This window comes from Amycolatopsis minnesotensis (assembly GCF_039529815.1).
GTDB classification, from domain to species: domain Bacteria; phylum Actinomycetota; class Actinomycetes; order Mycobacteriales; family Pseudonocardiaceae; genus Amycolatopsis; species Amycolatopsis minnesotensis.
Genome location: NZ_BAAANN010000010.1, coordinates 13,663 through 36,808, shown reverse-complemented (window position 1 = coordinate 36,808; position 23,146 = coordinate 13,663). Strand labels below are relative to the sequence as shown.

General features: G+C 67.4%; 19 protein-coding genes and 1 pseudogene. 18 read left to right on the top strand and 2 right to left on the bottom strand.

The annotated features are described in order from the left end of the window. Positions 1 to 81: 81 nt before the first annotated feature. From ABD256_RS14215 to ABD256_RS44390, 5 genes are all read left to right on the top strand, one after another. Entirely contained in the window at positions 82 to 216 is a 135-nt protein-coding gene (locus ABD256_RS14215) for a hypothetical protein (RefSeq protein ID WP_344417743.1), read from the top strand. Between the two features lie 80 nt (positions 217 to 296). Continuing rightward, positions 297 to 1,481: a YcaO-like family protein gene (locus ABD256_RS14210; protein ID WP_344417741.1), complete on the top strand. Its 1,185-nt coding sequence runs from the start codon at positions 297 to 299 to the stop codon at positions 1,479 to 1,481. 42 nt (positions 1,482 to 1,523) lie between these two features. After that, positions 1,524 to 2,918, top strand: a complete 1,395-nt coding sequence (locus ABD256_RS14205) for a TfuA-like protein (RefSeq protein WP_344417739.1) — start codon at positions 1,524 to 1,526, stop codon at positions 2,916 to 2,918. A 244-nt stretch (positions 2,919 to 3,162) separates the two neighbouring features. Continuing rightward, positions 3,163 to 3,492: a hypothetical protein gene (locus ABD256_RS14200; RefSeq protein WP_344417737.1), complete on the top strand. Its 330-nt coding sequence runs from the start codon at positions 3,163 to 3,165 to the stop codon at positions 3,490 to 3,492. Further along, positions 3,401 to 3,760, top strand: coding sequence for an RHS repeat-associated core domain-containing protein (locus ABD256_RS44390; protein ID WP_425546450.1), 360 nt, complete (start codon positions 3,401 to 3,403; stop codon positions 3,758 to 3,760). Before ABD256_RS14200 ends, ABD256_RS44390 begins: the two co-directional genes overlap by 92 nt. A gap of 72 nt (positions 3,761 to 3,832) precedes the next feature. Here the strand turns inward: ABD256_RS44390 and ABD256_RS14195 are convergent. After that, positions 3,833 to 4,519, bottom strand: a pseudogene (locus ABD256_RS14195) (transposase family protein). A gap of 539 nt (positions 4,520 to 5,058) precedes the next feature. Here ABD256_RS14195 and ABD256_RS14190 point away from each other — a divergent pair. From ABD256_RS14190 to ABD256_RS14140, 11 genes are all read left to right on the top strand, one after another. Then, the gene (locus ABD256_RS14190) at positions 5,059 to 6,063 is read left to right on the top strand and encodes a ParB N-terminal domain-containing protein (protein WP_344417735.1); all 1,005 of its coding nucleotides are present in this window, start codon (positions 5,059 to 5,061) and stop codon (positions 6,061 to 6,063) included. Between the two features lie 22 nt (positions 6,064 to 6,085). Then, positions 6,086 to 6,682, top strand: coding sequence for an ATP-binding cassette domain-containing protein (locus ABD256_RS14185; protein WP_344417733.1), 597 nt, complete (start codon positions 6,086 to 6,088; stop codon positions 6,680 to 6,682). Beyond that, the gene (locus tag ABD256_RS14180) at positions 6,661 to 7,038 is read left to right on the top strand and encodes a hypothetical protein (protein ID WP_344417731.1); all 378 of its coding nucleotides are present in this window, start codon (positions 6,661 to 6,663) and stop codon (positions 7,036 to 7,038) included. Before ABD256_RS14185 ends, ABD256_RS14180 begins: the two co-directional genes overlap by 22 nt. Next, a complete protein-coding gene (locus tag ABD256_RS14175) occupies positions 7,035 to 7,703 on the top strand; it encodes a hypothetical protein (RefSeq protein ID WP_344417729.1) in 669 nt (222 codons plus the stop codon). The genes ABD256_RS14180 and ABD256_RS14175 overlap by 4 nt, the downstream gene beginning before the upstream one ends. Further along, a complete protein-coding gene (locus tag ABD256_RS14170; protein ID WP_344417727.1) occupies positions 7,700 to 8,536 on the top strand; it encodes a hypothetical protein in 837 nt (278 codons plus the stop codon). The genes ABD256_RS14175 and ABD256_RS14170 overlap by 4 nt, the downstream gene beginning before the upstream one ends. Positions 8,537 to 8,754: 218 nt before the next feature. Continuing rightward, positions 8,755 to 8,919 carry a plantaricin C family lantibiotic gene (locus tag ABD256_RS14165; protein WP_344417725.1) on the top strand — a complete coding sequence of 55 codons (165 nt, stop codon included), beginning with the start codon at positions 8,755 to 8,757 and terminating at the stop codon, positions 8,917 to 8,919. Positions 8,920 to 8,951: 32 nt separating this feature from the next. Beyond that, positions 8,952 to 9,116: a class II lanthipeptide, LchA2/BrtA2 family gene (locus tag ABD256_RS14160; protein ID WP_344417723.1), complete on the top strand. Its 165-nt coding sequence runs from the start codon at positions 8,952 to 8,954 to the stop codon at positions 9,114 to 9,116. 108 nt (positions 9,117 to 9,224) lie between these two features. After that, positions 9,225 to 12,239 carry a type 2 lanthipeptide synthetase LanM gene (gene lanM / locus ABD256_RS14155; protein ID WP_344417721.1) on the top strand — a complete coding sequence of 1,005 codons (3,015 nt, stop codon included), beginning with the start codon at positions 9,225 to 9,227 and terminating at the stop codon, positions 12,237 to 12,239. Continuing rightward, positions 12,236 to 14,404, top strand: coding sequence for a peptidase domain-containing ABC transporter (locus tag ABD256_RS14150; protein WP_344417719.1), 2,169 nt, complete (start codon positions 12,236 to 12,238; stop codon positions 14,402 to 14,404). The genes lanM (ABD256_RS14155) and ABD256_RS14150 overlap by 4 nt, the downstream gene beginning before the upstream one ends. 2 nt (positions 14,405 to 14,406) lie before the next feature. Continuing rightward, the gene (gene lanM, locus ABD256_RS14145; protein WP_344417717.1) at positions 14,407 to 17,223 is read left to right on the top strand and encodes a type 2 lanthipeptide synthetase LanM; all 2,817 of its coding nucleotides are present in this window, start codon (positions 14,407 to 14,409) and stop codon (positions 17,221 to 17,223) included. Positions 17,224 to 17,243: 20 nt separating this feature from the next. Next, positions 17,244 to 18,230, top strand: coding sequence for an LLM class flavin-dependent oxidoreductase (locus tag ABD256_RS14140; RefSeq protein ID WP_344417715.1), 987 nt, complete (start codon positions 17,244 to 17,246; stop codon positions 18,228 to 18,230). Positions 18,231 to 18,461: 231 nt separating this feature from the next. Here ABD256_RS14140 and ABD256_RS14135 read toward each other — a convergent pair whose 3' ends face one another. Beyond that, positions 18,462 to 19,691, bottom strand: a complete 1,230-nt coding sequence (locus tag ABD256_RS14135; protein WP_344417713.1) for an IS4 family transposase — start codon at positions 19,689 to 19,691, stop codon at positions 18,462 to 18,464. A 358-nt stretch (positions 19,692 to 20,049) separates the two neighbouring features. On the opposite strand from ABD256_RS14135, the gene ABD256_RS14130 reads away from it, so the two are divergent. Both ABD256_RS14130 and ABD256_RS14125 read left to right on the top strand, forming a co-directional pair. Beyond that, a complete protein-coding gene (locus ABD256_RS14130; RefSeq protein WP_344417711.1) occupies positions 20,050 to 21,606 on the top strand; it encodes a recombinase XerD in 1,557 nt (518 codons plus the stop codon). Between the two features lie 119 nt (positions 21,607 to 21,725). Then, a complete protein-coding gene (locus ABD256_RS14125) occupies positions 21,726 to 23,120 on the top strand; it encodes a hypothetical protein (RefSeq protein WP_344417709.1) in 1,395 nt (464 codons plus the stop codon). Positions 23,121 to 23,146: the final 26 nt, after the last annotated feature.

The following is a 23,146-nucleotide window of genomic DNA, read 5'->3' as shown; positions in this document are numbered from 1 at the left end:
GGAAGTGGTCCCGGCTCCTCAGTTTCCCCGGATCCCCGGGGAAAAACCGCAGAAGGTGTGAAACAGGAAGGAAGTGTTTGCATGAAGAACCTCGTGTTGCCCACGGCAGCCGAGCTGGCAGCGGACATCACCGACAGCAGGCCAGGGCAGGTCTCCGTCTACTTGGTGCTGACGACTGAGTCGACGGCCGCGGACAGCGAACTCTCCGGCCGCTGAGCCAGGTCGGGCTGGTGGTGCCGTGGGCACGGCGCCACCAGCCCGATCGCCACGGGAACGAGACGAAGACGAGGTGACGGATGACTCGCATCGCGGGACCGGCGGTCGATCGAAGAGACCCGAGCCCGGCCAAAATAGTGTTCGAGGGAACGCACCGAAGCCGCGAGCCAGAGGAGACGTGGCAGTGGATCAGGCCGAAGCTGCCGCAGGTCGGCATCACCCGCGTCGCGGATGTCACCTGGCTCGACGAGATCGGGATTCCGGTTTTCCAGGCGATCCGGCCGAATGCCCGCACCCTGTCCGTTTCGCAGGGCAAGGGCGTCAGCAACGCGCTCGCCAAGGTTTCCGCGGCGATGGAGGCGATCGAGCTGTGGCACGCGGAAAACCCGCTGGCCGCCCCGGCGCGGGTGGGCACGGTGGAGGAAATGGAACGCGTGGTCGACTACGGAGTTCGCGAACTCCCCTTGGCCGAGCGGAACCACCTCAACCCGGACGCGATCTTGCCGTGGCGGCCGGTGCGCCTGATCGACGGCGGCGGTGAATCCTTCGTACCCGCGGACCTGCTCAGGCTGGACTACCGGTTCGACCGACGATGGGCTCCGCCGCTGTTCCGGGCCAGCAGCAACGGACTGGCCAGCGGGAACACCCTGGACGAGGCGCTGCTGCACGGGATGTACGAGGTCGTCGAGCGCGATGCGATGGCACGCGCGGCGCGCGGGGGAGTGCCGCCCCTGGTGGATCCGGAAACCATCGGAAACGCCGGCCTGGTGGACCTCCTGGAACGATTTCGCGTGACGAAGGTGCACGTCCAAATCCGGTTCCTGGACAATCCCTACCGCATTCCGGCTTTCGACGCGCGGATCTGGAGCGATGCCTTCCCTGCGACGTTCGGCGGCGCCGGTGCCCACCTGGACGCAGCGGTCGCCCTGTCGCGCGCACTCACCGAAGCGGCGCAGTCCCGCGCGACAGCCATCGCGGGGGCACGGGACGACATCGGCCATGGCCCGTACCGGGAAGCTCGTGTCTTCGGTGTCCGGCGGTCGTCGGAATCTCCGCCCTTCGCGGACCAGGACGGTCCGGTGATTCCGTTCGACGCCATCGAATCGGTGCGGGTGCCCGCCCTCGACGTGGAAAAGCGGGGGCTCACGGAGAGAATCAAGGGTGTGACCGGTCATGCTCCGCTGTACGCGGATCTGACCCGCCCCGAAATCGCGATACCGGTGGCGCACGTGGTGTGCCCTGGGAATTCCCTGCACGACCACTGAGCACGACCAAGGACGAGTTCTTCTTCCCGCGAGCGGAGGATCATGCCCCGTTGTTTTCTCTTCGTCGGTCCCAGCCTGCCGGACGCGGTCGATCTCGCGCGGGATTCGCCGATCGAGGTGCTGCCGCCGGTTGCCGCGGGTGATCTGATCCGGTTACCCGCGCGCGCCGGTGATGTGGTCGGTATCGTGGACGGTTACTTCCACCAGATCGGCACGGTCCGGCACAAGGAAGTCCTGGCCTTGTTGAGCGACGGCGTCCGGGTTCTCGGCGCCTCCAGCATGGGCGCGCTCCGCGCGGCCGAATTGGATTCGTTCGGGATGGAAGGGATCGGTGGGATCTACGCCGACTACCGCGACGGGCGACTGGAAGCGGATGACGAGGTCACGTTGTTGCACAGCACTCCGGAAGAGGACTACCGGGCGCTGTCGGAACCGCTGGTGTGCATGCGGGCCACGCTTTCCCGAGCGGTGGAAGACGGTGTTTGCGACCGCGCGACCGCATCGCGCCTGGTCGCCGTGCTGGCCGGCTGGCCGTTCGGGCGACGCTCCTACGACGGCCTCGCCGCAGCCGGTCGGGAAGCGGGCATCGGCGTGGAGGCCGCTCGCGAGATACGCCAGTACTGCGTCACCCATCGTGTCGATCCCAAGCGCGAAGATGCCTTGCTGTTGCTGGACGTTCTGCGCCGGGCAAGTCGCGGCGAGGACGGCCCGCCGCGCGACACACCCCAGGTGAACCGGACCTCCTTCCTCTACCTGTGGCAGACCGGCGCTTCCGGCCTCGGCATCGGCGACTCGCCGCACCAGGGCGACCTCGGGGTTCTGCGCGCCTGCCAGTTGTTCGCCGACGAGTCCCCGCGGTTCCACCGCCAGTTCGTTCTCGATGCGCTGGCGACGGCGTGCGCCGAGGAATGCGGAGCGGGCTCACCGGCCCCGGATGACACGGCGCTGGCGGAAACCGCGGTGCGCCACGGCGAACACCGGGGTCTCTACCGGCTCCCGGCCGATCCCGCCCGGGCCGGGTTCCTCGCGCCGTGGTTGACCCCGGCCGAGCGCGACACCCTGGCCCCGGGCGATCAGCTCCTCGCGTTCCTCCTCCGCAGCTTCCGGGTGAGACCTGGCCTGCCTTGGGATGAACTCGCGATCCACCGGCTGCGCGACCGGCCGTTGTGGACTGGTGCGCGACGCATCGTCCAGCTCGCCTGGGAGGTCAACGATCGCGTGCTCGCCGAGCACCAGGACTTCGACTTGAACGACCTGGATCCCGAGAAGATCCTCGGCCTGTTCGCGCGACGGTGGGGGGTGCCCCGCGCCGATCTCGAACTGGCGGCGATGGATCGCGGCCTCGAATCGCTGGACAGCTTGACCATGGCGGGTCGCGCCTTCTACCTGTTGGCGCGGTACAACCCAGGGCTCGTTCAGTTCGAGGTCGCTGCGTAGCGATGTCTCGCTGTGCGGATCAGTCCACGGCGGCTTCTCCAGCCGGAGTCCTCAGCACCACCGGCAGCGAAGGTGCTGTCGCCTGCCGCACAGACCGAGGCGAACGGCATCCCGCCCGCGTTCCGGCACCTGCACGCACGCGCCGTCGACGCGACCGCCCAGACGTTGCTCGAGGACAACGCGAGCTCCGCAAGTCTCACCAGGGCTCTCGGGCGTCGTGGCAGGCGTTCGGGGTGCGGACGGTGTGCTCGACCGCGAGTGGGGTGCCCAGCAGGGACAGGATTCCGGCGCTCGCGGCGAGCACGATCCGTTCGCGCAGCGTTGGCAAACTGGGCTACACATTGAGGTTATGATGCAGTCACCTGACAACGAATCGCGACGCCATAAGCACTACTACTTCGTGGTGGTCGCGATGCTTGTCATCACGATCGCGCTGGGCATCGTTTTCATCAACCAGGCCCCTTGGGTCCTGATCCTCGCCGGTGTCCTGCTCGGCGGGTTCCTTGTCACCGCCATCGCGGAGTGGATCAAGCAGCGGCGCCCCTCAGGACACGGTCCAGATCACGCGCCCTGAGGTTGCTCGCGAGCTGCCCAAGACCGGGACCACCGCGCCGCTGGGCTTCCAGTCCGACTACACCGACCCCGACACCGGTGCCGTCGACATGGGCGCCCGCTGGTACACGCCGGGCACCGGCACCTTCACCCGGCGCGACGACATCGCCCTCCCGGACACACCATCGGCCGCCAGCAAACCGCTACACCTACGGCGGGGGCTGAACCGCTCAACCAAATTGACGACAATGGTCATTGCGCAGTTTGTGTACCTGCTGCGGGGGCAATAGGTGCAGGACCACCCGGGTGGATTGCTGCAGGCGTCGTCGGCTTTAGGGGCTGTTGGGTACATAGAGTGCTTTTCATCCTGTGGTGATCTCGTAGTTTTGTAGGACGTGGATGGCTTTGGTGAGTTGGCCGGTGCGTCGGGGGCAGCAGCGGAGTTTGCGTAGGATGTGCCAGGTTTGAGTTGGGCGTTGGCGCGTTCGCCGGGACCGCGCGGCCGTGCGTGAGCCCGGTTGGCATCCCTTTGGGACTCGGGCTTGTTCTTGCCCTTGTACGGGGTGATCACGTGTTGTCCGGCTTCGTCGTAGCCGTGGTAGCCCTTGTCGTCCAGCGCGATGAGCCCGGCGTCACGCAGGGCGGCGAGAATCTGCCAGATCCGGGCAGCGGCGGTGTCGTGGGTGCTGCCGGGCAGGTCACCTGAGACCCACAGGATGGTGCCGTCCGGCGAGGCGATGACTTGCAGGTTCATGCCGTGCTTCTTGTGCTTGCCGGAGTAGCTCGGGCGGTTTCGGGGCTCGCGCTGCCAGCAGTTCCACGGTCTCGTTGACTTAGCGCCAGCAGGTTGTGGTGGAGACGTCGAACCCGGCGCCGAGTTCGGCGAACGGTTCGCCTTTGCGCAGGTACACCAGCACCGCCAGGGCCTGCTGACCTGAGTTGAGCTTGCGCCACACCGAGCTGAGCTGCTTGCGGTGGGCGCGGATGAGACCGGACACGACGGTGAGGGTCTGATGTGGCAACGGCAGCGCGGCACGGTAGAACAGCATGTGAGGCCCCTGGGGTCCTGCGGAACGATCTTGGTCGAAATTCCTGCTACCAGGGGCTTTGCCATGCCAGGACCTCGACACGCCGATGATCATCTACCTGTGATCAGCGATAAGCCTTGCCCGCCAACACATCCAGCCAAGGATGAAAATGGCTCATTGAAGTAACAGACGACGGGTTCGCTTTCGCCATCGAGGTCGAACAGGGCGTCGCCGTGTGTGAGGAATCCACATTGGCGAGTGGGCTCGGCGAAGCCGTGCGAGAGTGCCGGTGGTTGTGTCCTCCAGTGTGCTGGATTGCTCGCTGGCTTCGGGGTTGGCAGCGTGCTCGGGAAACGATTACTTGCCAGGCGTGCCGCCCGTCCGACGATTATCGCTCACTCTGATCAGGGCGAAACCCGACATGGCTTCGCGTTTTCACCATCGCGGTGAGGGTTGATTGACCGCTAGCTCGGTGGTCAGAGTCCGTCTACATTCACGTTCGGAGACGGTACCCGCGCAAGGCGCTGGATGGTCTGATCACAGCAGAGGGGGTCTGCGCGATGACGGTCGATCGACATGAGCCGGGGTCGGACGGGGTGGGGGCGGGTGAGGTGCTGCGGGTGGCGCTCAGCGAGTTGCGTCCCGCTTACTCGCTGCGGTCCGCTTCGTGGAATGAAGAGCACCTCAAGCTACTGGCGAGCCTCGAGTCGCCGTGGCCGCCGATCGCGGTGCAGCGCGTCACGATGCGGGTGATCGACGGGATGTACCGCGTTCGCGCGGCGACTCTCCGCGGGGAGCGCGAGATCGAGGCGGTACTGCACGAGGTGGACGACGACGCGGCGTTCGCGCTCGCGGTCGAACTGAACGTCCGGCACGGACTATCACTGTCTACTGCGGACAGAGTCGCGGCGGCGGGCCGTCTGCTGCGCACGCATCCGCAGTGGTCCGACCGCAGGATCGCCGAGGTCGCCGGGCTCAGTGCCAGTACCGTCGCGGCGGCGCGAGCGCGTTCGACCGATCGGATCGGACGGTCGAACGCGAGGATCGGACGCGACGGCAAGATCCGAGCGCTCAATTCTTCGACGGGCCGGATGATGGCGAGCGAATTGTTCGCGAGCCGTCCCGACGCGCCGGTACGCGAAATCGCGGCGGCGGCGGGGATCGCGCCGTCGACGGCGCTGGACGTCCGAAGACGCCTGCGGGCGGGAGAACACCCCGTCCCGGCCCAGCAGCGGCAGGGCGGCGTGAGTCAGCCGGGTCCGCGGGCGTCCGGCCCACCCGGAGTGCGGCCCGAGTCGTTGTTGCCGGTGTTGGCGAAGGACCCGATGCTGCGGTTCACCGACACCGGGCGAACGCTGTTGAGATGGCTCAGTGCGCACACCTGCGGGCTGAGCGACTGGAAGACCATCACCACGCACACACCACCTCACTGCGCGAGAGCGGTCGCCGATCTCGCGCGCCGCAACGGAGAGCTGTGGTACCGCATCGCGGAACAGGTGGAGCGGGATGCCAAGACCGTGCCGACATCGCCGGGTGAACCGCTGAGGACAGCGGGCACGGCGTGACCGGCTGGACCGGAACGGACCCATGATCGAAGTCGCCCAGCTGACCAAGCGGTACGGCGATGTCCGCGCGGTGGACTCCGTCTCGTTCACCGTCGAACCGGGTGTCGTCACCGGGTTCCTCGGCCCCAACGGGGCGGGGAAATCCACCACGATCCGCATCATGCTCGGCCTGGAGCGGCCGAGCGGGGGAAGCGTCCTCATCGACGGCCGGCCGTATCGGACCCTGCGCGAACCGTTGCGCCATGTCGGCGCGCTTCTCGATCCGAGCTGGGTCAACCGCAAGCAGTCCGGCCGCGCGCACCTGCGCTGGCTCGCGGCATCGAACGGCATCCCGGACAGCCGCGTCGACGAGGTGCTCGACCTGGTGGGGCTCACCTCGGCCGCGTCGAGGCGCACCGGCGGCTACTCGCTGGGTATGCTCCAGCGGCTCGGGGTGGCGAACGCGCTGCTGGGCGATCCCCGTTACCTCCTGCTGGACGAGCCGAGCAACGGGCTCGACCCCGAGGGCATTGCCTGGATCAGGGACCTGCTCACCGTGCTCGCCCGTGACGGCAAGGGCGTGCTCGTGTCGAGTCACCTGCTGAGCGAGGTTTCCCGGTGGCGGACCACCTCGTGGTGATCGCGCGGGGCAAGGTCAAGGCGAGGACGACGGTCGCCGAGTTCGTCGAAGCACACTCGGCTGGGGGAGGAGCCGTGTACGTGCGGGTCGCCGACGGACCGGCGTTCGCGCGCGTGCTCGACGGCGCCGGGATGGCCGATTACACGTTCGAAGAAAGCGACGGGAGGTGCGGTGCGGGTTTCGTGGTCGCCGGTGCCGACTCCAGAACGATGATGGAACTGGCCGTCGCGAACGATGTCGAGATTCACGAACTGACCTCGCGCGGTTCCTCGCTCGAACGGGCGTTCATAGCGGTGGTGGCGGACGAGTCCGACCACCGGGCGCGTGCCGTGGGAGGGGAAGGACGCCCCGAATGACCGCGGTGATCCGTTCCGAGTGCGCGAAACTGCGCGCGAACCCGGTCGCGCTGGGGATCGGCGCACTCGCCGCGCTGGTACTGGTCGGAGGCTCCGCCGCGGCAGTCCTTTTCGGACACGTCGAGCCGGGGAGCGTGCTCGCGGCCGTGGTGCCGTTCGAGATGATGCCGATGGTGGCGCTCATGGTGACCGAGGAATACCGGACTGGGACAGCGTGGCTGAGTTTCGTGGCGACGCCGCGGCGCTGGAAAGTGCTGCTGGCGAAAGGGGCGCTGGCCGCGCCCGTCGCGTTCGCGGCCGCGGTGGTGGCATCCCTCGTCGCGACGGCGGGTGCTGCCGGGTTGGCGGTGCGCTGCGGGCTGTCGGGCGTGCTCGTGGCGGTGCTGGGACTCGGGGTCGGCGCCATCACCAGGCACGGCGCGACCGCCGTGGCTTTGTCGCTGGCCTGGGGCGCGGTGCTCGAACGGCTCTTGTCCGGGCTCCCCGAGATCGGCCCGGTGCTCGCGCCGTTCCTGCCGCTGGCCAACCTCCGCTACTTCTGTACCGGTGACGAACTGGGCATCGCGTTCCACTGGCCGTCCGGCGTCGGCGCGGTGTACGTGCTCGTCGTCGCTGCGGCGCTGTCGGGTTGGGGCGCGTGGAAGACCGAGAGGACGAGCCCATGATCGAGCGCACCCCACCTGCCACCGGGCCGGGACTCGCCACGGTCCTCTGGCGCGTCGCGCGCGCGGAGTGGCGGAAGGTCGTCCTGCAGCCGAAGGGGACCTGGTTCCATGTCGTGTTCGCCGCGCTCGCATTGGCGGGCGCGGTGTTGATGGGGGTCATCGCCAGACAGGCCGTGCACTATCGGGGTGCCGGCGCGGACCAGAAGTTCCTCGACCCGCACCTGCCCGCGATCGGGATGGTGCTCCCCGGCCTGCTGGTCGCGATGGTGGCCTGCGGCTACCGGGTCATTTCCGAGTATGAGAACGGGATCGCGGCGGAGACGTTGCGCGCCGTACCGCATCGCCCGTTCGCCTTCGTGGTCAAGGCGGCGCTGTCTTCGGTGAGCTTCGCTCTGCTCGCGATCGTGCTCATGCCGGTGCTCTTCCTCGTCACCGAATCGATCGCGACGGGCGATTTCGCCTACCCGGCCACGATCCTTTCCCACGGCGGTGTCCGTACGATGTTCACTTTCCCCGTGATGCTGGGGTTTCTGTGCCTGATGTCCGCGGCGATCGCCGCGGCGCTGCGGAATTCCGCGCTCGCCGTGGCGGCGCTCATCGCGTGGTACGCCGTCGTGGAGGAACTGCTGCCGACGGTGCCCGGCGTGGGGACCGCGATCGCCACAGTGCTGCCCATAGCGAATGGATGGGTGTTCACCGGGTACACCGCCGGCGGGTCGTCGATATCGTGGCCGCCCGCGGTGTCCTTTTTGGTCCTGTTCGCTTGGGTCGCGGTCGCCGTGTCCGGTGCCTCGGCGCTCGTCGTGCGCCGCGACGTTCGTCGCCGTTCGTGATTCTTCGGGCTCAGCGCGTATTTTCACTCCCCGTGTACTCGATTCCAGCTCGAACACCGTTGTGGTGCCCGCGATAGCCCAATAGTGTGCTGAACCGTCACTGGGGGAGCAGAGACCGTCTTTGACCGACGTAGCCTGTTCTGAAAGGCATGTCGGGGTCATCGCACTCATCGGTGTTGCTTGATGGGACAGAATCATTTTCTCGAAAGGGATCCGACATGTATCAGGGCGATATCGCGCTCGTCGACGAGATCGAAGAGCAGGACTTCGACGGCGTCGCGTACGGCGCGTGCACCACGAACACCTTCTCGCTGAGCGACCACCTCACCAACCACGGCGGCTGGTGCACGCTCACCAGGGAATGCCAGCCCAACTGCAACTGACCGCGAAAAACAGTCAAGAAAAGAGGAATGTGATGCCGGAAAAGAACGATGACATCCTGGGGCGCTACGACGAGCTGGAGCTCGTGGAGCTCGGCGACACGGACGCGCACGGTGGTTCGTGGACGGTGACCATCCCGATCTCGGTCGCCGCGTCCATCGCGTTCTGCCCGACCACGAAGTGCACCAGCAAGTGCTGAACCCGGCACTGACGGCATAACGCGCGGCAGCGGAATGGGGACTCCTCTGGGGTGGTTCCCATTCCGCTGCCGGTCAGCCGTCGGGCGGAAAGAGGAGGGAGCTGCGCCGTGAATTCTCCAGTCAGGTACTACCCCGAATTCGACAGCAGTGAGGTCGAGGAAACCATTGCGCCGCTGGGGAGGTTCGATGACCAGATCATCGGCGTGCTCAGGCGGGGCGAGCCGGCGGTGGCGCGTCCCGTGCCCGGTGGCGAGATCGCGTCCGCGGTGCGGGCGTGGTGCGAGGAGCGCGAGCGGTACCCGTTCCAACGCGTGATCAGGTCGGTCGCGGCCGCGGTGGCCGAGGCCGATCCGATCGGGGCGCACGCGGAACTCTTCGACGACGTGCGCGGTGCGGTGATCCAGATGCTCGATCGCGCCGAGTCCCGGCTCCGCGAGGTGTGGACGAGGCCGCTGGTCGCCGCGGTCAACCACGCGCGGGAGCAGGGGCGGCTCGACGGCGACGATCCGGCCGCGCGGTACGAGCATTTCGTCGACGCATCACTGCGCACGTCCTTCGAGGAAGTCAGCGGGCTCGTTTTCCCGGTGCTGCACGAGGTTTCCCACACGCTGCTGCGGCACGAGATCGCGAACGCACGCGAGTTCTGCGGACGGCTGCTCGGCGATCGCCAGGCCATCGCGGCCGTGTTCGGTATCGAGGTCACCGATCCGCTCGTGTCGTTCGGGCTCGCCGACGGCGACTCCCACCACCACGGCCACACCGTGTCCGTGCTCCGGTTCCGGTCGGGAAAGAAACTGGCGTACAAACCCCGCGATGTCTCGTGTGAAGCGGCGTACGAGGTAATCGCGCACGCGCTCAACGACCGGTTCGGCACCTCGCTCGCTTCGGCGGCCGTACTCGAGCGCGACGGCTACGGCTACGTCGAATACGTTGGCACCGAGGACGTCTCCGACCTGTCCGCGGAGTTCATGGCGGCCAGCGGTGAACTCGCGGCCGTGCTGTACCTGCTCAACGCCAGGGACATGCACTTCGAGAACATCGTGGCCACCCGGCGCGGCCCGGTGCCCATCGACCTCGAGACCTTCCTGCACCCGGCACGGATCCACGTCGGTCCGACGCCGGAGGCCGACGGGAACGCCTACGACACGATCGGGCAGTCGATCTACGGGATCGGGATCCTGCCGCTGGTCATGATGGGCAAGGGCGACGACAGCGGGCACGTCGACCTCGGCTTCCTCGGGGCCCAGGGCCGTGGCTCCTCCCCGTTCAAGTCGATGCGGTTCGAAGATCCGTACACCGACCGGGTCCGGCTCGCGCTCGCCGCACAGGGCGCGCAGGAGCGGTGGACCGTCGTCGACGAGCTGACCGAGGAGCAGACCCGCGTGCTCGGCGCCAGGATGGCGGACGGGTTCGCGAGGGTGTTTCGCGCGGTTGCGGCCGACCGTGCGTTCTTCGACGCACTGGTGCGCAAGGTCGCCATCGGCGTGCGGGTCCGCTACGTGCACAACCCGACCGCGCAGTACGCCCAAACGCTCCGACTGGCGTCGGGCGCCGCCGCGATGGACGGTTTCGAACCGTATTTGGCCCTGCTGAAGCGAATCGCGATCGCGAGCAAAACCTCCTCGCGCGCCATCGTGCTGTCCGAACTGCGCCAGCTCGCCGAACGGGACGTGCCGTACTTCACGGTCGCGGCCACCGGCGTCGCCCTCGAAGACGGCGACGGGATCGAGGTCGGCGCGTGCTTCGAACAGTCTCCGGTCGAGCGCGCACTGGCGAAGACCGCCGCACTGTCCGAGTTCGAACTCACCGAACAGCTCAAGCTCATCTATTCCGCCTTCTCCTCGCGCTTTCCGGACAATCACCTGGCGGCAGGCCCGGCGGCGAGCCCGCCGCCCGCGCCGGAGCGGCCGGGCGGCGAGTTGACGGACCTCGTGACGCGGCTCGCGGACACCCTGGTCGCGACCTCGCTGCCGGACCGGTTCGCGCACCTGCCCCGCACCTGGATCGGCCCGCTCGCCTCCGCGCAGACCAACCGGCCGTGGCCGGCCGGTGTGCTCGGGTACGACCTCTACACCGGCAGGGTCGGTATCGCGCTCGCGCTCGCCGCCGCGGGACGGGCACTCGGCGAGGACCGGTACCGCGACCTCGCCGCGCAGATCTTCTCCACCACCGCGGAAATCCTTTCTGGGCAGAGGTACGAGGCGCGCAGCGTCGAGCAGGCAGGGTTCGGCGGTTATCGCGGGCTTTCCGGCACGCTTTTCGCGTTGTCGGCGGCGGGCAGGCTGCTCGGGCACGAATCCTGGGTCACCGCCGCGCAGGAAGCGGTGCCTCTCGTACTCGCGCAGGTGCGCTCCCAGCCGACGAACGCGTTGCCGCTCGACACGATCGGCGGCCTCGCCGGAGTGCTCGGGTGCGTGATGGCGATCGGCGGGCCCCACGCCGAGGAAGCGACCGCGGTGCTGACCGCGTCGCTCGTGGACGGGCTCCGGCACGGAGAGGGGAGGGCGGACGTGGTCGCCCAATCCGGTTTCGCGCACGGGCTCAGCGGCGTCGTCCACGCATTGAGCCGCGCGCATCCGTGGGTTCCCGCTGGGCAGCGCGACGTCGTGGAGGCCACGCTCGCCGCACTGGTCGCCCGACTCGGTTCGTTCTACGACCAGGAAGCGGGGAACTGGTTCTCGAACGCGGCGGCACCGCGGAAGTTCTCGACGGGGTGGTGCCACGGTTCGACCGGCATCGCCCTCGCGCTCTCGTCGTACCGTCGAGTGTCCGAAAACGACGTGGTGACCGCGCTGCGGGACAGGGCGGTGGACAACATCCTCCGGCTCGGTTTCGGACGCAACCTCACGTGGTGCCACGGCGATCTCGGCAACCACGACACGCTGGTCGGGATCGCGCGGGGCGGTGACGACTCGGTGCGCGAGAAGCTCGCGAAGATCGAGTCGGACTGGCTCCGCCCCGACGTGTTCGCGCGCAAGATCGAAGACACCACGAGCAGGTACGCGCACACCAGCAGCGTGATGGTCGGCACCGCGGGCGTGCTGCTGCACCTGGTCAACCGCCTGGACCCGGCCGCGCGGGTGTCCCCGATCGCACTCACCGTGGAAGGGCGTTCAGCATGAAACCGAACACCGGCAGGCGGCGGGTGCCGACCGCGACCCAGGTCACCCAGACCGAATGCGGCCTGTGCTGCTGCGTGGCGCTGCTCAGGTACTACGGCCGGGCCGAGGACATCTCGAGCGTGCGCACGGACATGGACGCCGGGCGCGACGGACTGAGCGCGGGCCAGCTGGCCCGGTTCCTGCGCGGCCGTGGGATGGATGCGAAGCTGTTCCGCGTCAGGGACGTTTCCGCGCTCACGAAGTTCACGTCGCCGACGATCCTGCACTGGGAGGACTACCACTTCGTGGTCCTCGAGAAGTTCGACGGCAAGTGCGCGGTGGTGATGGATCCCGCGGTCGGCAGGCGCAGGCTCAGCAGGGAGGAACTGGAGGCGGGCTTCAGCGGTGTCGCGCTGTCGGCCGAGCCCGGCCCGGAATTCGAGCGGACGCGGCAGAAGCCGTTCGCCGAATGGCGCGGCATGCCGCTGTTCGCCGAAGGGTCGCGCAAGCGGATCGCGCTGGTCGGCCTGCTCTCGTTCAGCGGATACGGCGCTGTGCTCGGGATCCCGGTGCTCACGAGCTGGGCGGTCGACCAGTTCTCGCGATGGCAGGGCTTCGGTGACCTCGCCTGGCTGATCACCGTCGTGCTCGGTGTCGCCGTGGTGCACTTCGGGGTGCAGCTGACCAGGATCGTCATACTGTCCACTGTGGTCTCCCTGCTCGGCGACCACTTGATGACGAACACCTTCACCAAACTGCTGTCGCTGCCGTACCGGTTCTTCACCACCCGCCAGCCAGGTGAGCTGCTGTTCCGGCTCAACAGTGTGAACACGATCAGGGACCTGTTGTCCTCCCGTGTGGCCCAAGGTGTTCTCGACGCCGGGACCCTGGTGTGCGTGACGGTGTACCTGCTGGCCGTCGAAAGGCGGCTCGGGTTGCTGGCTATCGGGCTGTTCCTGCTCAACGCGGTGTACCTGATGAAGACGCGCGTGCGGGTGCTCGAGGTCGTCGATGCGGAGATCAGCCAGATGAGCAAGAGCCAGTCCGCGCAGCTCGACGCGATCGTGTCCATCCCGACCATCAAAATGGGTGGGTACGCCGACGAGTTCGTCGAGAGCTGGAGCAAGGTCTACACCGCGTCGCTGGACGCGATGAAGGCGAGAATGCGGCTGCAGCAGGGCAAGATCGCGGGTGTCACGGGCACGACCCAGATGTTCGGGCCGCTCGTCCTCTTGCTGTCGAGCCTGTACTTCGTGGCGCACAACGACATCACGCTCGGCGCGGCGATAGCGGTGCAGGCGGTTTCCGCGACCTACTTCTCACTGTCCACTTCGGTCTTCCAGACCTTCACCGAGTTCACCGAGGCCTCCCGGTACATGGCGCGCCTGAGCGATATCGCGAAGTCGCCGTCGGAAACCCCGGGCGGGACGCGCACGAGCCTCGCCTCGACTTCGATCCGCCTCGACGGCGTCAGCTTTCGATACACCAAGCACAGCGACTTCGTGGTACGCGACGTTTCGATGACCATCGAGGCGGGCTCGAAGGTCGCACTGGTCGGAGCATCGGGTTCGGGGAAGAGCACGCTGGGCAGGATCATTTGCGGGCTCTACGAACCGTCGAGGGGAGCGGTGCGCTACGGCGGGCACGAAATGACCGAGTACGACCGGGACTCGTTGCGGCGCGCGATCGGCTACATCCCGCAGGAGGTTCACCTGCACAACCGCACGATCCTGGAGAACCTCACGATGGGCCAGGACATCTCGCCGGAAAAGGTGCGCGAGTACTGCGAAAGCGTGGGAATCCTCGACTTCGTCGAGGAGCTCCCGATGGGCCTCAATACCCTGGTTTCGGAGATGGGGGCCAATTTCTCCGGCGGCCAGCGCCAGCGGCTCGCGATCGTGCGCGCCCTGCTGCAACGCCCTTCCGTGATCGTGTTCGACGAGGCGACCGCGTCACTCGACACGATCAACGAACGACGGGTCACCACGATCATCCAGGAGCTCGGCGCGACGCAGGTGATCATCGCGCACCGGCTGGAGACCATCAAGTCCGCCGACGACATCTACGTGCTCGACCACGGCCGCGTCGTCGAACGCGGGAACCACACACGCCTGCTCGCCGACGGGTCCGTCTACTCGGAACTCTACGGCGACAAGCAGGACGAGCTCTCCGTCGGAGGGAACTGACGATGGCACAGCCAACCCGGCCAGGCGAGTCCGCGGTGACCGTACCGGCCTTCCTCCCGTTCTACCGGCACGTGGTCCCGCGCGAGCTGGTCACGGCCGCGTTGCGCGGCCCCGTCGCCGCGGTCACCGCGCCCGAGCACGTCGGCGAGGTACTGGACGAGATCCGGGAAGGACTGATCGCGCTCGTCGAAGGCCACGCGTACCGCGCCCTGATCGGCGAGTTCCATGCGTTCCGCGCCGGTATCGGCCTGCCGATGAGCACGGACTCCGACGAGGCGCTGCGGGCGTTCGGTGCCCGGCTGACGCAGCACGGTATCGCGGAAGGCATGCTCGACAAGTACCCCGTGCTCAGGGCGCGCGTGGAAACCATGCGCCGCAACTCGCTCGAAGCCTTCGCCGACGTCTTCACCGCCTACGCCGAGGACAAACCCGCGCTGCGAAACGCGGAGCTGATCGGGCCCTCGCCGCAGGACGAGCCCATCGTGCGGATCTTCGGCACCGGATCGGACCCGCACAACGACAACCGCCAGGTGATCGGACTGCGGCTCGCCGATGGCGCGAGGGTGATGTACAAGCCCCGCGCGCTGGATTCCGACCGGTTCGTGCGCGACATCTACGCCGCGGCCGAGCCGTTCCTGCGGTTCCCGTTGCGCCACTGCGTCCCGGACTCGATCACCGTCGGATCGCACGGCTGGCAGCGGTTCGTGCGGACCGAGCCGATGATCGCGCCGGAGGAGCCGTCCCGGTACTTCTACCGGTTCGGCGCGCTCGCGTCGATCTTCGGCGCCATCGGCGCTTCGGACCTGCACGAGGAAAACCTGCTCGCAGCGGGGGAGTACCCGTGCGTGGTGGACACGGAAACCGTCATCCGGTCCGACGCCGGGCTCGACGACGACACGCTGCCGCACGCGCTGGTGAACCAACTGCGGCTGTCGGTGGTCTCCACGATGCTCGTCCCGGTGCTGGATCCGTCCTCGCCGATCGACGTGGTGCTGGCCGGTGTCGGCGTCGCCGGCGACCAGAGCTCGACCATGACCAGGGCCGCGATCCGCGACGCGCGCACCGATGCGGTCGCGGTGGGGTTCGAACCCATCCAGTTCGCGCACGAGGACAACGTCCCGCATCTCGCGAATCGCCCGCTGTCGGCGACAGAACATTTCACGGACGTACTCGCCGGGTACTTCGACGGCCTGCGGTTCCTCCGCTCCGGCGCTATCACGGCTGTGTTCGACGAGCACGCCGGTATGGCCGCGAGGACCGTGCTGCGCGCGACGATGATCTACGGCAGGTTCATCGACGCGTCGACGCACCCGGACTACCTGGCCGAACCGGCGGAGGCGGAGCGGCTGTTCCGGCTGCTCACCCGCGTGTCGGAAGGATTCTCACCCGAAGCGGCCGAATTCGTCAGCGAACAGGAACGGGCATCATTGCGCACCGGGAACGTCCCGTACTTCGTGCTGCGCGGCGGATCCACCGAACTGAGCACGCTGGCGAAACGCTGCCACGGGGTGTTCAAGACGACACCGCTCGACGTCGCGCGCCGCGGCGTCGAGCTCAACGCGGCCCGCGCCGACGTCTACCACCAGTTCCTGCTCGAAGAGTGCTTCGGCGAGGTCATCGGACCGGACGAACCCGCGGGGCTGTCCGCGGTGAGCGTGTTCGGCGGGACGGCCTCGTGCACTCCGGGCACCTGGTGGCGGGCGATCGCGGACCGCATCACCGAGATCGGCGTGTCGTTCGACGGCGAGCGCGGCCGGGAGATCGGCTGGGTCTGCGGCATCGGGCCGGGTCGCGATGCCACCACCATCACGCCGGGCAACTGCGTTTCCTTCCACGACACCGGCGGCATCGTCGCGTTCCTGGAGCGCGCGGCACGGTACGACGACGAGGTCCGGGAAACCTACCTCGGCGCGGATCGCGGGCTGGACTCCCTGCTCGCGGACTACCGCGAGTCGCTCGCGCGGATGCCGGAGTCGGTGTTCTCCGGAACCGCGTCACTCCTGCTCACCAGTCCGTCCAAAATGGATGAAATCGGTCTACTCGCGATGCTCGACGCGGTCGACGCACGGGTTGCCGCCGGCACCGTCGAAGACGACCTGGCCAACGGCCCACCCGGTTTGCTGATGGCCCTGCTGGCGCGGCCGGGCGGCGCGATGTGCGGCGACGATCGGCTGGCGCGGCTGCACCACGTCGTCCTGAGCCAGCTCGCCGCACCGAGGTCGGTGGACTGGTTCGACCTCGCCCACGGCGAGCTCGGGCTGCGCTGGGCGTGTGCCAGGGCGGGCGCGGTCTTCGCCGACGAGGACATGGTGACGGCGACGGCGGACTGGCTGGCCGCGCGCCTGGCAGCACCGGTGCGGTCACCGCACACCGGCTGGTGCAACGGCGCGGCCGGCCTGCTGCTGGCCTCGGCGGAGATCCTGTCGTCGGCGGGCAGGGCGGACTGGCTCACCCGCGGACGGCTCGCTGCGATGGCCGACGACGCGACGAGGCTCGAAGAGGATGTTCCAGTCGATCTCTCGGTCTGTCACGGTAGCAGCGGCGTGGTGCAGTCCCTGCTCGCCACGGCGAGGATCCTCGGCGACGACTCGCTGACGACGCGAGCACACGAATATCAGGAGCGGGTGCTGAAGACCGTCCGCGCCAACGGGTTCCGCACCGGGATCCCCGGCCGCACTTCGCTTATCGGGTACATGCTCGGCTGGGCGGGGATCGGCGACACCGATGTGCTGCTGCACGACTCGCCTCACGTGCCCGTGCCCATCCCGGTGGCGCTGACCGGCGGTGCCTTCGACCGCACACTCGACCGCGTCGGCTGACGCAGCCAGGAGGCTTGACCATGCGGTACTCACTGCTGTTCCCGCTCGCGCCCGCCCGGCCGGAGCAGGCCGTCCCGTTCGCGAACCTGGTTCGCTGGACCGGCGCGCACCGGCTGTGGCAGGGACAGACCATGACGATCGAAGCGCATCAGCTGATCACCTGGCTCGCCGGGATCGGCATCAGGGTGCCCGCCGGGTTCGGCGTATCGCTGATGCCCTTCCGATCGCCGTACCAAGCAGCGCTCGACGCCCGCTCCGTGGCCATCTCGACCGGGCAACCCGTGCTCGCCGGATTCGGCCCCGGCGAACCCGTGGTACAGGAAAGCATGCTGGGCAGCCGGTACAGCAGCCCGCTGCGAGCCAGCGAGGAGTACGTCCGCATCGTCCGCGGCCTGCTTTCCGGACAGCCGACGGAAGTTGGTGGTGAGCACTACTCGACCTACGCCAGGCTCGGCCCCTGCCCATCGGCGCCGGTATCGGTGGGGCTCGGCGTACTGCGGGAGAAGATGGCCGTGCTCGCCGGCGAGGTTGCCGACGCCGCGATCACCTGGCTCGGCTCGGCGTCCTATTTGGACAGAATTCTGCTGCCCGCGATGCGCGCTGCGCCGGACCGCGCGCTCCCGGAGCCGGTCCGGGTCACCGCGTTCGTACCGGTCGCGCTGGCCGGGGTCGATCGCGACGTCACCGACCTCGCCGCCGCGTCCTGCGGCGCACACCTGCGCGCGCCGCACTACCAGGATGCGTTGCGACGATCCGGTATCGAGCTTTCCGGTGACGGCTCGGATTTCGGAAAGCTCGTAGACGCTGGTGTCTTCCTGTACGGGACGGCAGCCGACATCCACGAACGGCTCGACGAATACCGCACCATCGGAGTCGACGAAATCGTGCTGAACGTATCGGGTGTCGCCAAGACATTGGGCTTCCGCGCAGCAATCGGCGACCTCGAAGAAATCCTCGCCGAATGTCCGAACACCCACCTGCACCCAATGCCGCGTAGCTTAAGATGATCATGTTGTTTGTGGTGTGAGAGCGCGGATGCGAATCGTGGCTGGGCCGGGGTGGCGAACGCTGCTGGCATCACTGGGTTTTTTGACTCGGTAGCTGTTGTGGCGAGCGCGTTTCACTGCGCGGGGGCAGGTTCGATGACGACGTACTACCGGTGTCCAGTGCGCCATGTGAAGAGTCAAACCTGGTAGCGCGGTGTCCCAGTTGTCAGGGGGAAAAACCCGCCTTACCAGTCACGGTACGGCGGATGAGACGGAGGTTTTGGTGAACGACACCTGATCCGGATCACGATCGGCGGCCTCTGCTGCCCTGGCTATCAACGCCGTCATGGTGTGATGAACGATCAACCAGGCCCAGATCTCTTGGTACACCAGGTCGGGTAGCCGTGAACGCAGCACTTTGCCTGGCCTTCGCATATGCGTTTTGAGCTGATCGTGCGCCGTTTCTTGCTCCCAGCGCTGGTGGTAGGCGTCAGCTAGTTCCTCGGCGCTTGCCTCGGCTGGGTCGGTGATCGTGCTCAGCAGCGCGATCACCTCACCGGTGCCGCCACCCACTCGGTCCGGCACGTCGTACTCCACGACTCGCACCACAGAACCCTCCGTGGGATCGATGTCCTCGCCGGCGCCGACTTTGGCGAGTATTCGTTCTCGTCGGGCATCGCGCATTCCCGGTTTCATTACCACCGATAGAAAGGTCCCATCATCTAGCACTTTCACCACTGGCAATCGCAGGCGGGTCGGTGCCCGCCACACCAACGCCGCGCCCGTTCCCGCCGCCAGTCCCCATGCCTGAAAACTGTAAAAGCCACGATCGGCGGTCAGCAACTCGTCATCACGCAGCCGCGGATACAGTCCCAGCGCCATGGTCTGTTCCCCCACCGCGCGAGAGCCGATCTCCGCGGCGACCAGCGTGTGCGTGCCGCACTCCGACATCGCCACCACACGCGCCTTCGGATACGCCGAACGCGTGTCACCTGAGCCCGCGTATCCGAACTCCGCGGCATTCTCCTGAGTGTCTGGTATGTCGACGTCGAACCCATCGATAGCCATCAGTCGCCAGTTCCGCAACCAGGATCCCCGTGCACGCCCGGTCGCCACCATGGCCGCCACCGGCGACGACTCACCGCCCACCGGACCACATACCCGCTCAAAGATCTCCGGGAAAACGTTACGACCCATCCGTTTCCGCGCTTGGGTGACCGCGCTCGAAGTCGGCACCCGCCAGGCCGCGTTCCAGCATCCCCACTGATCCAATGACCCAGTGACCTTGGTGACCACCTCGGTATAGTCGTCCTCGGGAAAAAGGCACAATGCCATCGTCAGATACGCCACCACATGTGGAGGCAACTTCCCATCCGATCGCTTCGCGCCCACCCCGCACACCACGATCGCATCGTCAACCGCATCCCGCGGCACCGCCGTCACCAACACACCCAGTGACACCTGATCCGGCGTTGCCACCACACTTCGCGTCCATAACCGGATACCTTGCCACCCCGAGAAAACACAAGCACGTCACCACGCCGGATCACCAAAACCCATGCACACCAACATGATCATCTTAAGCTACGCGGCATTGCATCAGGGCGGGCATGGACGCTTTCGATCCGGCGAACGGACAGAATGAACACGCTGACTTTTTCCACGTGATCCGGTATTTCTGTTTCAGGAGGCGCAGGCAGCGTTCGCGCGACCACCCCCAGTCGATCAGGTGGTGAACAGGTTGACGGGTCTGGGTCGCGTAGACGTCGTCGTTGTCGGCGCGCGCTCGCTCCTCGGCGTATGTATGGGTGGACACTGTCCACGTTGGTACGGTCGCCTGGTGTTGATCAAGCGTTGGCGGGTCCAGTTCACCGAGCGAGGACGCCGTTGGCCGAGTGAGCCACGACCCTTGCTGGCGGAGTTGGGGCATGTGGACGGTTGGCTTGCGGCTGAGGACATCGTGGAGCGGAGTCCGTTTCTGCTGGCTCCGGATGGTTCGTACGACGTTGTGCTGAACGGGTACTTCGACTCGTATCGCATGGCTACCGCTTCACGGCACACTCACGACGCCTCGACGCGGGATTTGGCTCGATTTCTGGATTTCCTGTGGTTTCATCGTCCCTTGGTCGCCGATGCTGCAGCGAGTGATGGGGATCGGCCGCGCATGTGGCGAGACGCTACGGAGGACGATCGGCGGGCGTTCGAGTATTGGCGTTGTCGCGACGAGTCGGGGCCGCTGGTGGCCGCGTCCACTTGGGATCGTGAGGTGTCGTCGGTCAACGGGTTCTACCGGTGGGCTGTCCGTAGCGGACACATCGAGCACTCGCCGATTGTTCAGCGCCGGGCGCGGACGCATTCACGGAATCGGGGTCTGCAACGGGAGTTGGAGACGGCGGCGGAGCGACGGCCGGATGTTGGCCGGGATCGGGTGGAGTGGTTGCCGCCACGGATGTACCGGGCATGGCGGGACGTCGGGCTCCGCGGTTATCGACCGGATGGATTGCCGGACCCGACGTTTCGCGGCGCACGAGTCGCGCGCAACGCTGCCTACGCCGACACGATGGTTCGCACCGGGCTTCGGCTGGAGGAGCAGTCCAGCCTGACGATCTACGAACTGCCAGACAGGGACGGCTTCCACGGCTACTATCGGTCGTGGTTGCCTGCGTCGATAGCGAAGCTAGGGTCGGCCCGCAACATCTACTTCCCCGACAGTGTGCTTCGGGATCTGTGGACCTACGTTGAGGTCGACCGGGCCGAGGCGGTCACGCGGGCCCGTGCAGCGGGTCGCTACGACCGGCTCGCCGACGCCCTGATCGTGGACCATCCGACACGAGCAGCCGTGCGACTGGACGCTCGTTGGATCGGTGTCGACCGGCTCGGTCCCGAGCAGCGGAGCCGGCTGCTGCGACGCACTGCCGAGGGGTTGGAACCGGCGGCGCTATGGCTGGGCGGGGATGGCCTGCCGTTGACGTTGCACGCGTGGAAGTCGGTGTTTCGTGCCGCCAGCGACCGATGCGTGCGGTCGGGGCTGATGATTTACTGCCATCCGCACATGCTTCGGCACAGCTTCGCGGTGACTACCTTGGAACACCTGCAACGCGGTCACCTCAGGGTGTTGGACTCGATGAATCCCGAGCAGCGTCGCCATTACCACATGGTCTTCGGCGACCCGCTGGACTGGGTCCGCCGTCGGCTGGGTCATCGCTCCGTCGAAACGACGCAGATCTACCCGCACACCTTGGCAGAGCTGGAGATGGAGACCCGCATGGCGCTGGTCGGCGACGCGTGGGAAGACCCACGCCTGCTGCGCGCGGCCGACCTTGCTCTGGAGACCGAGGACACGCAGAACGAGCTCGTCGTCGCCGGTGGCTCTGAACTCGGCGAGCGTAGCGCGTGAGGCCGTCTGAACCGAGCCGCGGATCACGCCGCGCGACCACGCGCCGTGGCCGAACCTCGACCCAGCCCGCGGGGATCTATCAAGCCCCGGCTGTGGTCGAGCTAGCGGGCGAGGGTTTGGTGGTTAGGTTCGAGGGCCGGGATGGTCGCGCGCGCGGTTACGACTTCGCCGAGCTTCCGGTGCCGGGTATGCGTGCGGAGCTGGCGGCGGCGTTCGCGGTGCGGACCGGGTACACCGGCACGTTGCACACGTTGTCCAGCGCCAACAACGCGTGGCAGTCGCTGCGACGGTTCGCGGTGTTCCTGGCCAAGCTGCCGGGGCAACGGCCGGACACGATCGGCGAGATCACGCAGGAGCACCTGCGGCGCTTCCGGCTCGACCGACTGGCCACCATGAGCGAGGTCGCCGTGATGGCGGAGATGCGGCGGATCTGCCGCGTGCTGATGGAGGTGCCCGCCGAGCAGCTGCGTCCGGACACTCGCGCCTGGTTGGCCACAAGTCAGCTGATGGTCAACCAGGCAGGACCGCGGGGCGTGCCCGGCTACAGCGACGAGGTGTTCGCGCAGATTGTGCGGGCCGCACGTTCGGACGTCGCCCGGATACGCGACCGCATCCGCGCGGGCGAACGCTTGCTGGCTGCGGCGTTGTCGGGTAGGGGCGGGCTCAGCCCGCAGCAGCGCCGTGAGGCGGCCGAGCTGGTGGAGCTGGCGGCGACGGGTGAGGTCCCGAGGTTTCGGTTTCCGACGGGGGCGCCGCATCCGTGGGCGCGCATGGACTACGCCAGCCGCTTGTTCCTGGTGAGCTTGGACCTGGCCCCGTTGCTGGTGCTCGGCGTGGCGGTCTCGGGACGCAACGGCGAGACCATCAAGGAACTCCCCGCCGAACACCGGCGGCTGGACGACCAGGCGGTTCAGGTGCAGGCGGTGAAGCGGCGCCGCGGGGCCGGGCACTGGTTCGCCGACGTGGTGTGGGAGATCGGGTCGCCAAGCCGGCAACTGCACACGCCGGGCGGGCTCTACCTTCTGTTGCTGGAATTGACCGCGCGGTCGCGCGCCTTCAGCGGCTCGGCGACGGCGTGGTCGGTGTGGTTCAACGGCGGCGTGCGCGACGCCTTCGCGGGTGGCGGGCACGCCGACCCGTTCGCCGCCAACCTCTCGCGAGGGTTGGCGTTGGGCCGGTGGGCCCGGCGACACGAACTGACTGAGAACGGTGCATCGGTGCAGCTGACGTTGAACCGGCTCAAGACCACCGTGGAGCGGCGCACGACCCGCGCCGTCGGCGGGCACCTTCCCCCGGCGATACGTACCAACACCCAGGACGTGCTGTTCTCCAGCTACCTCGCCGGTGATCCCACGGTTCGTGACTGGGCCGAGGACGTCGTCGCCGATGCGGTATCCGACGCGGAGGCCGCCGCGCGAGCCGCCCACCAGCGAGTCCTGGACGGCAGCGGCGGACCGCTGCCGGTGGTGGAGGCCGATGCCGACCGGCGCGCGGCGACGACCGTGTTCACGTAGTGCACCGGCATCCGGGACAGCCCATT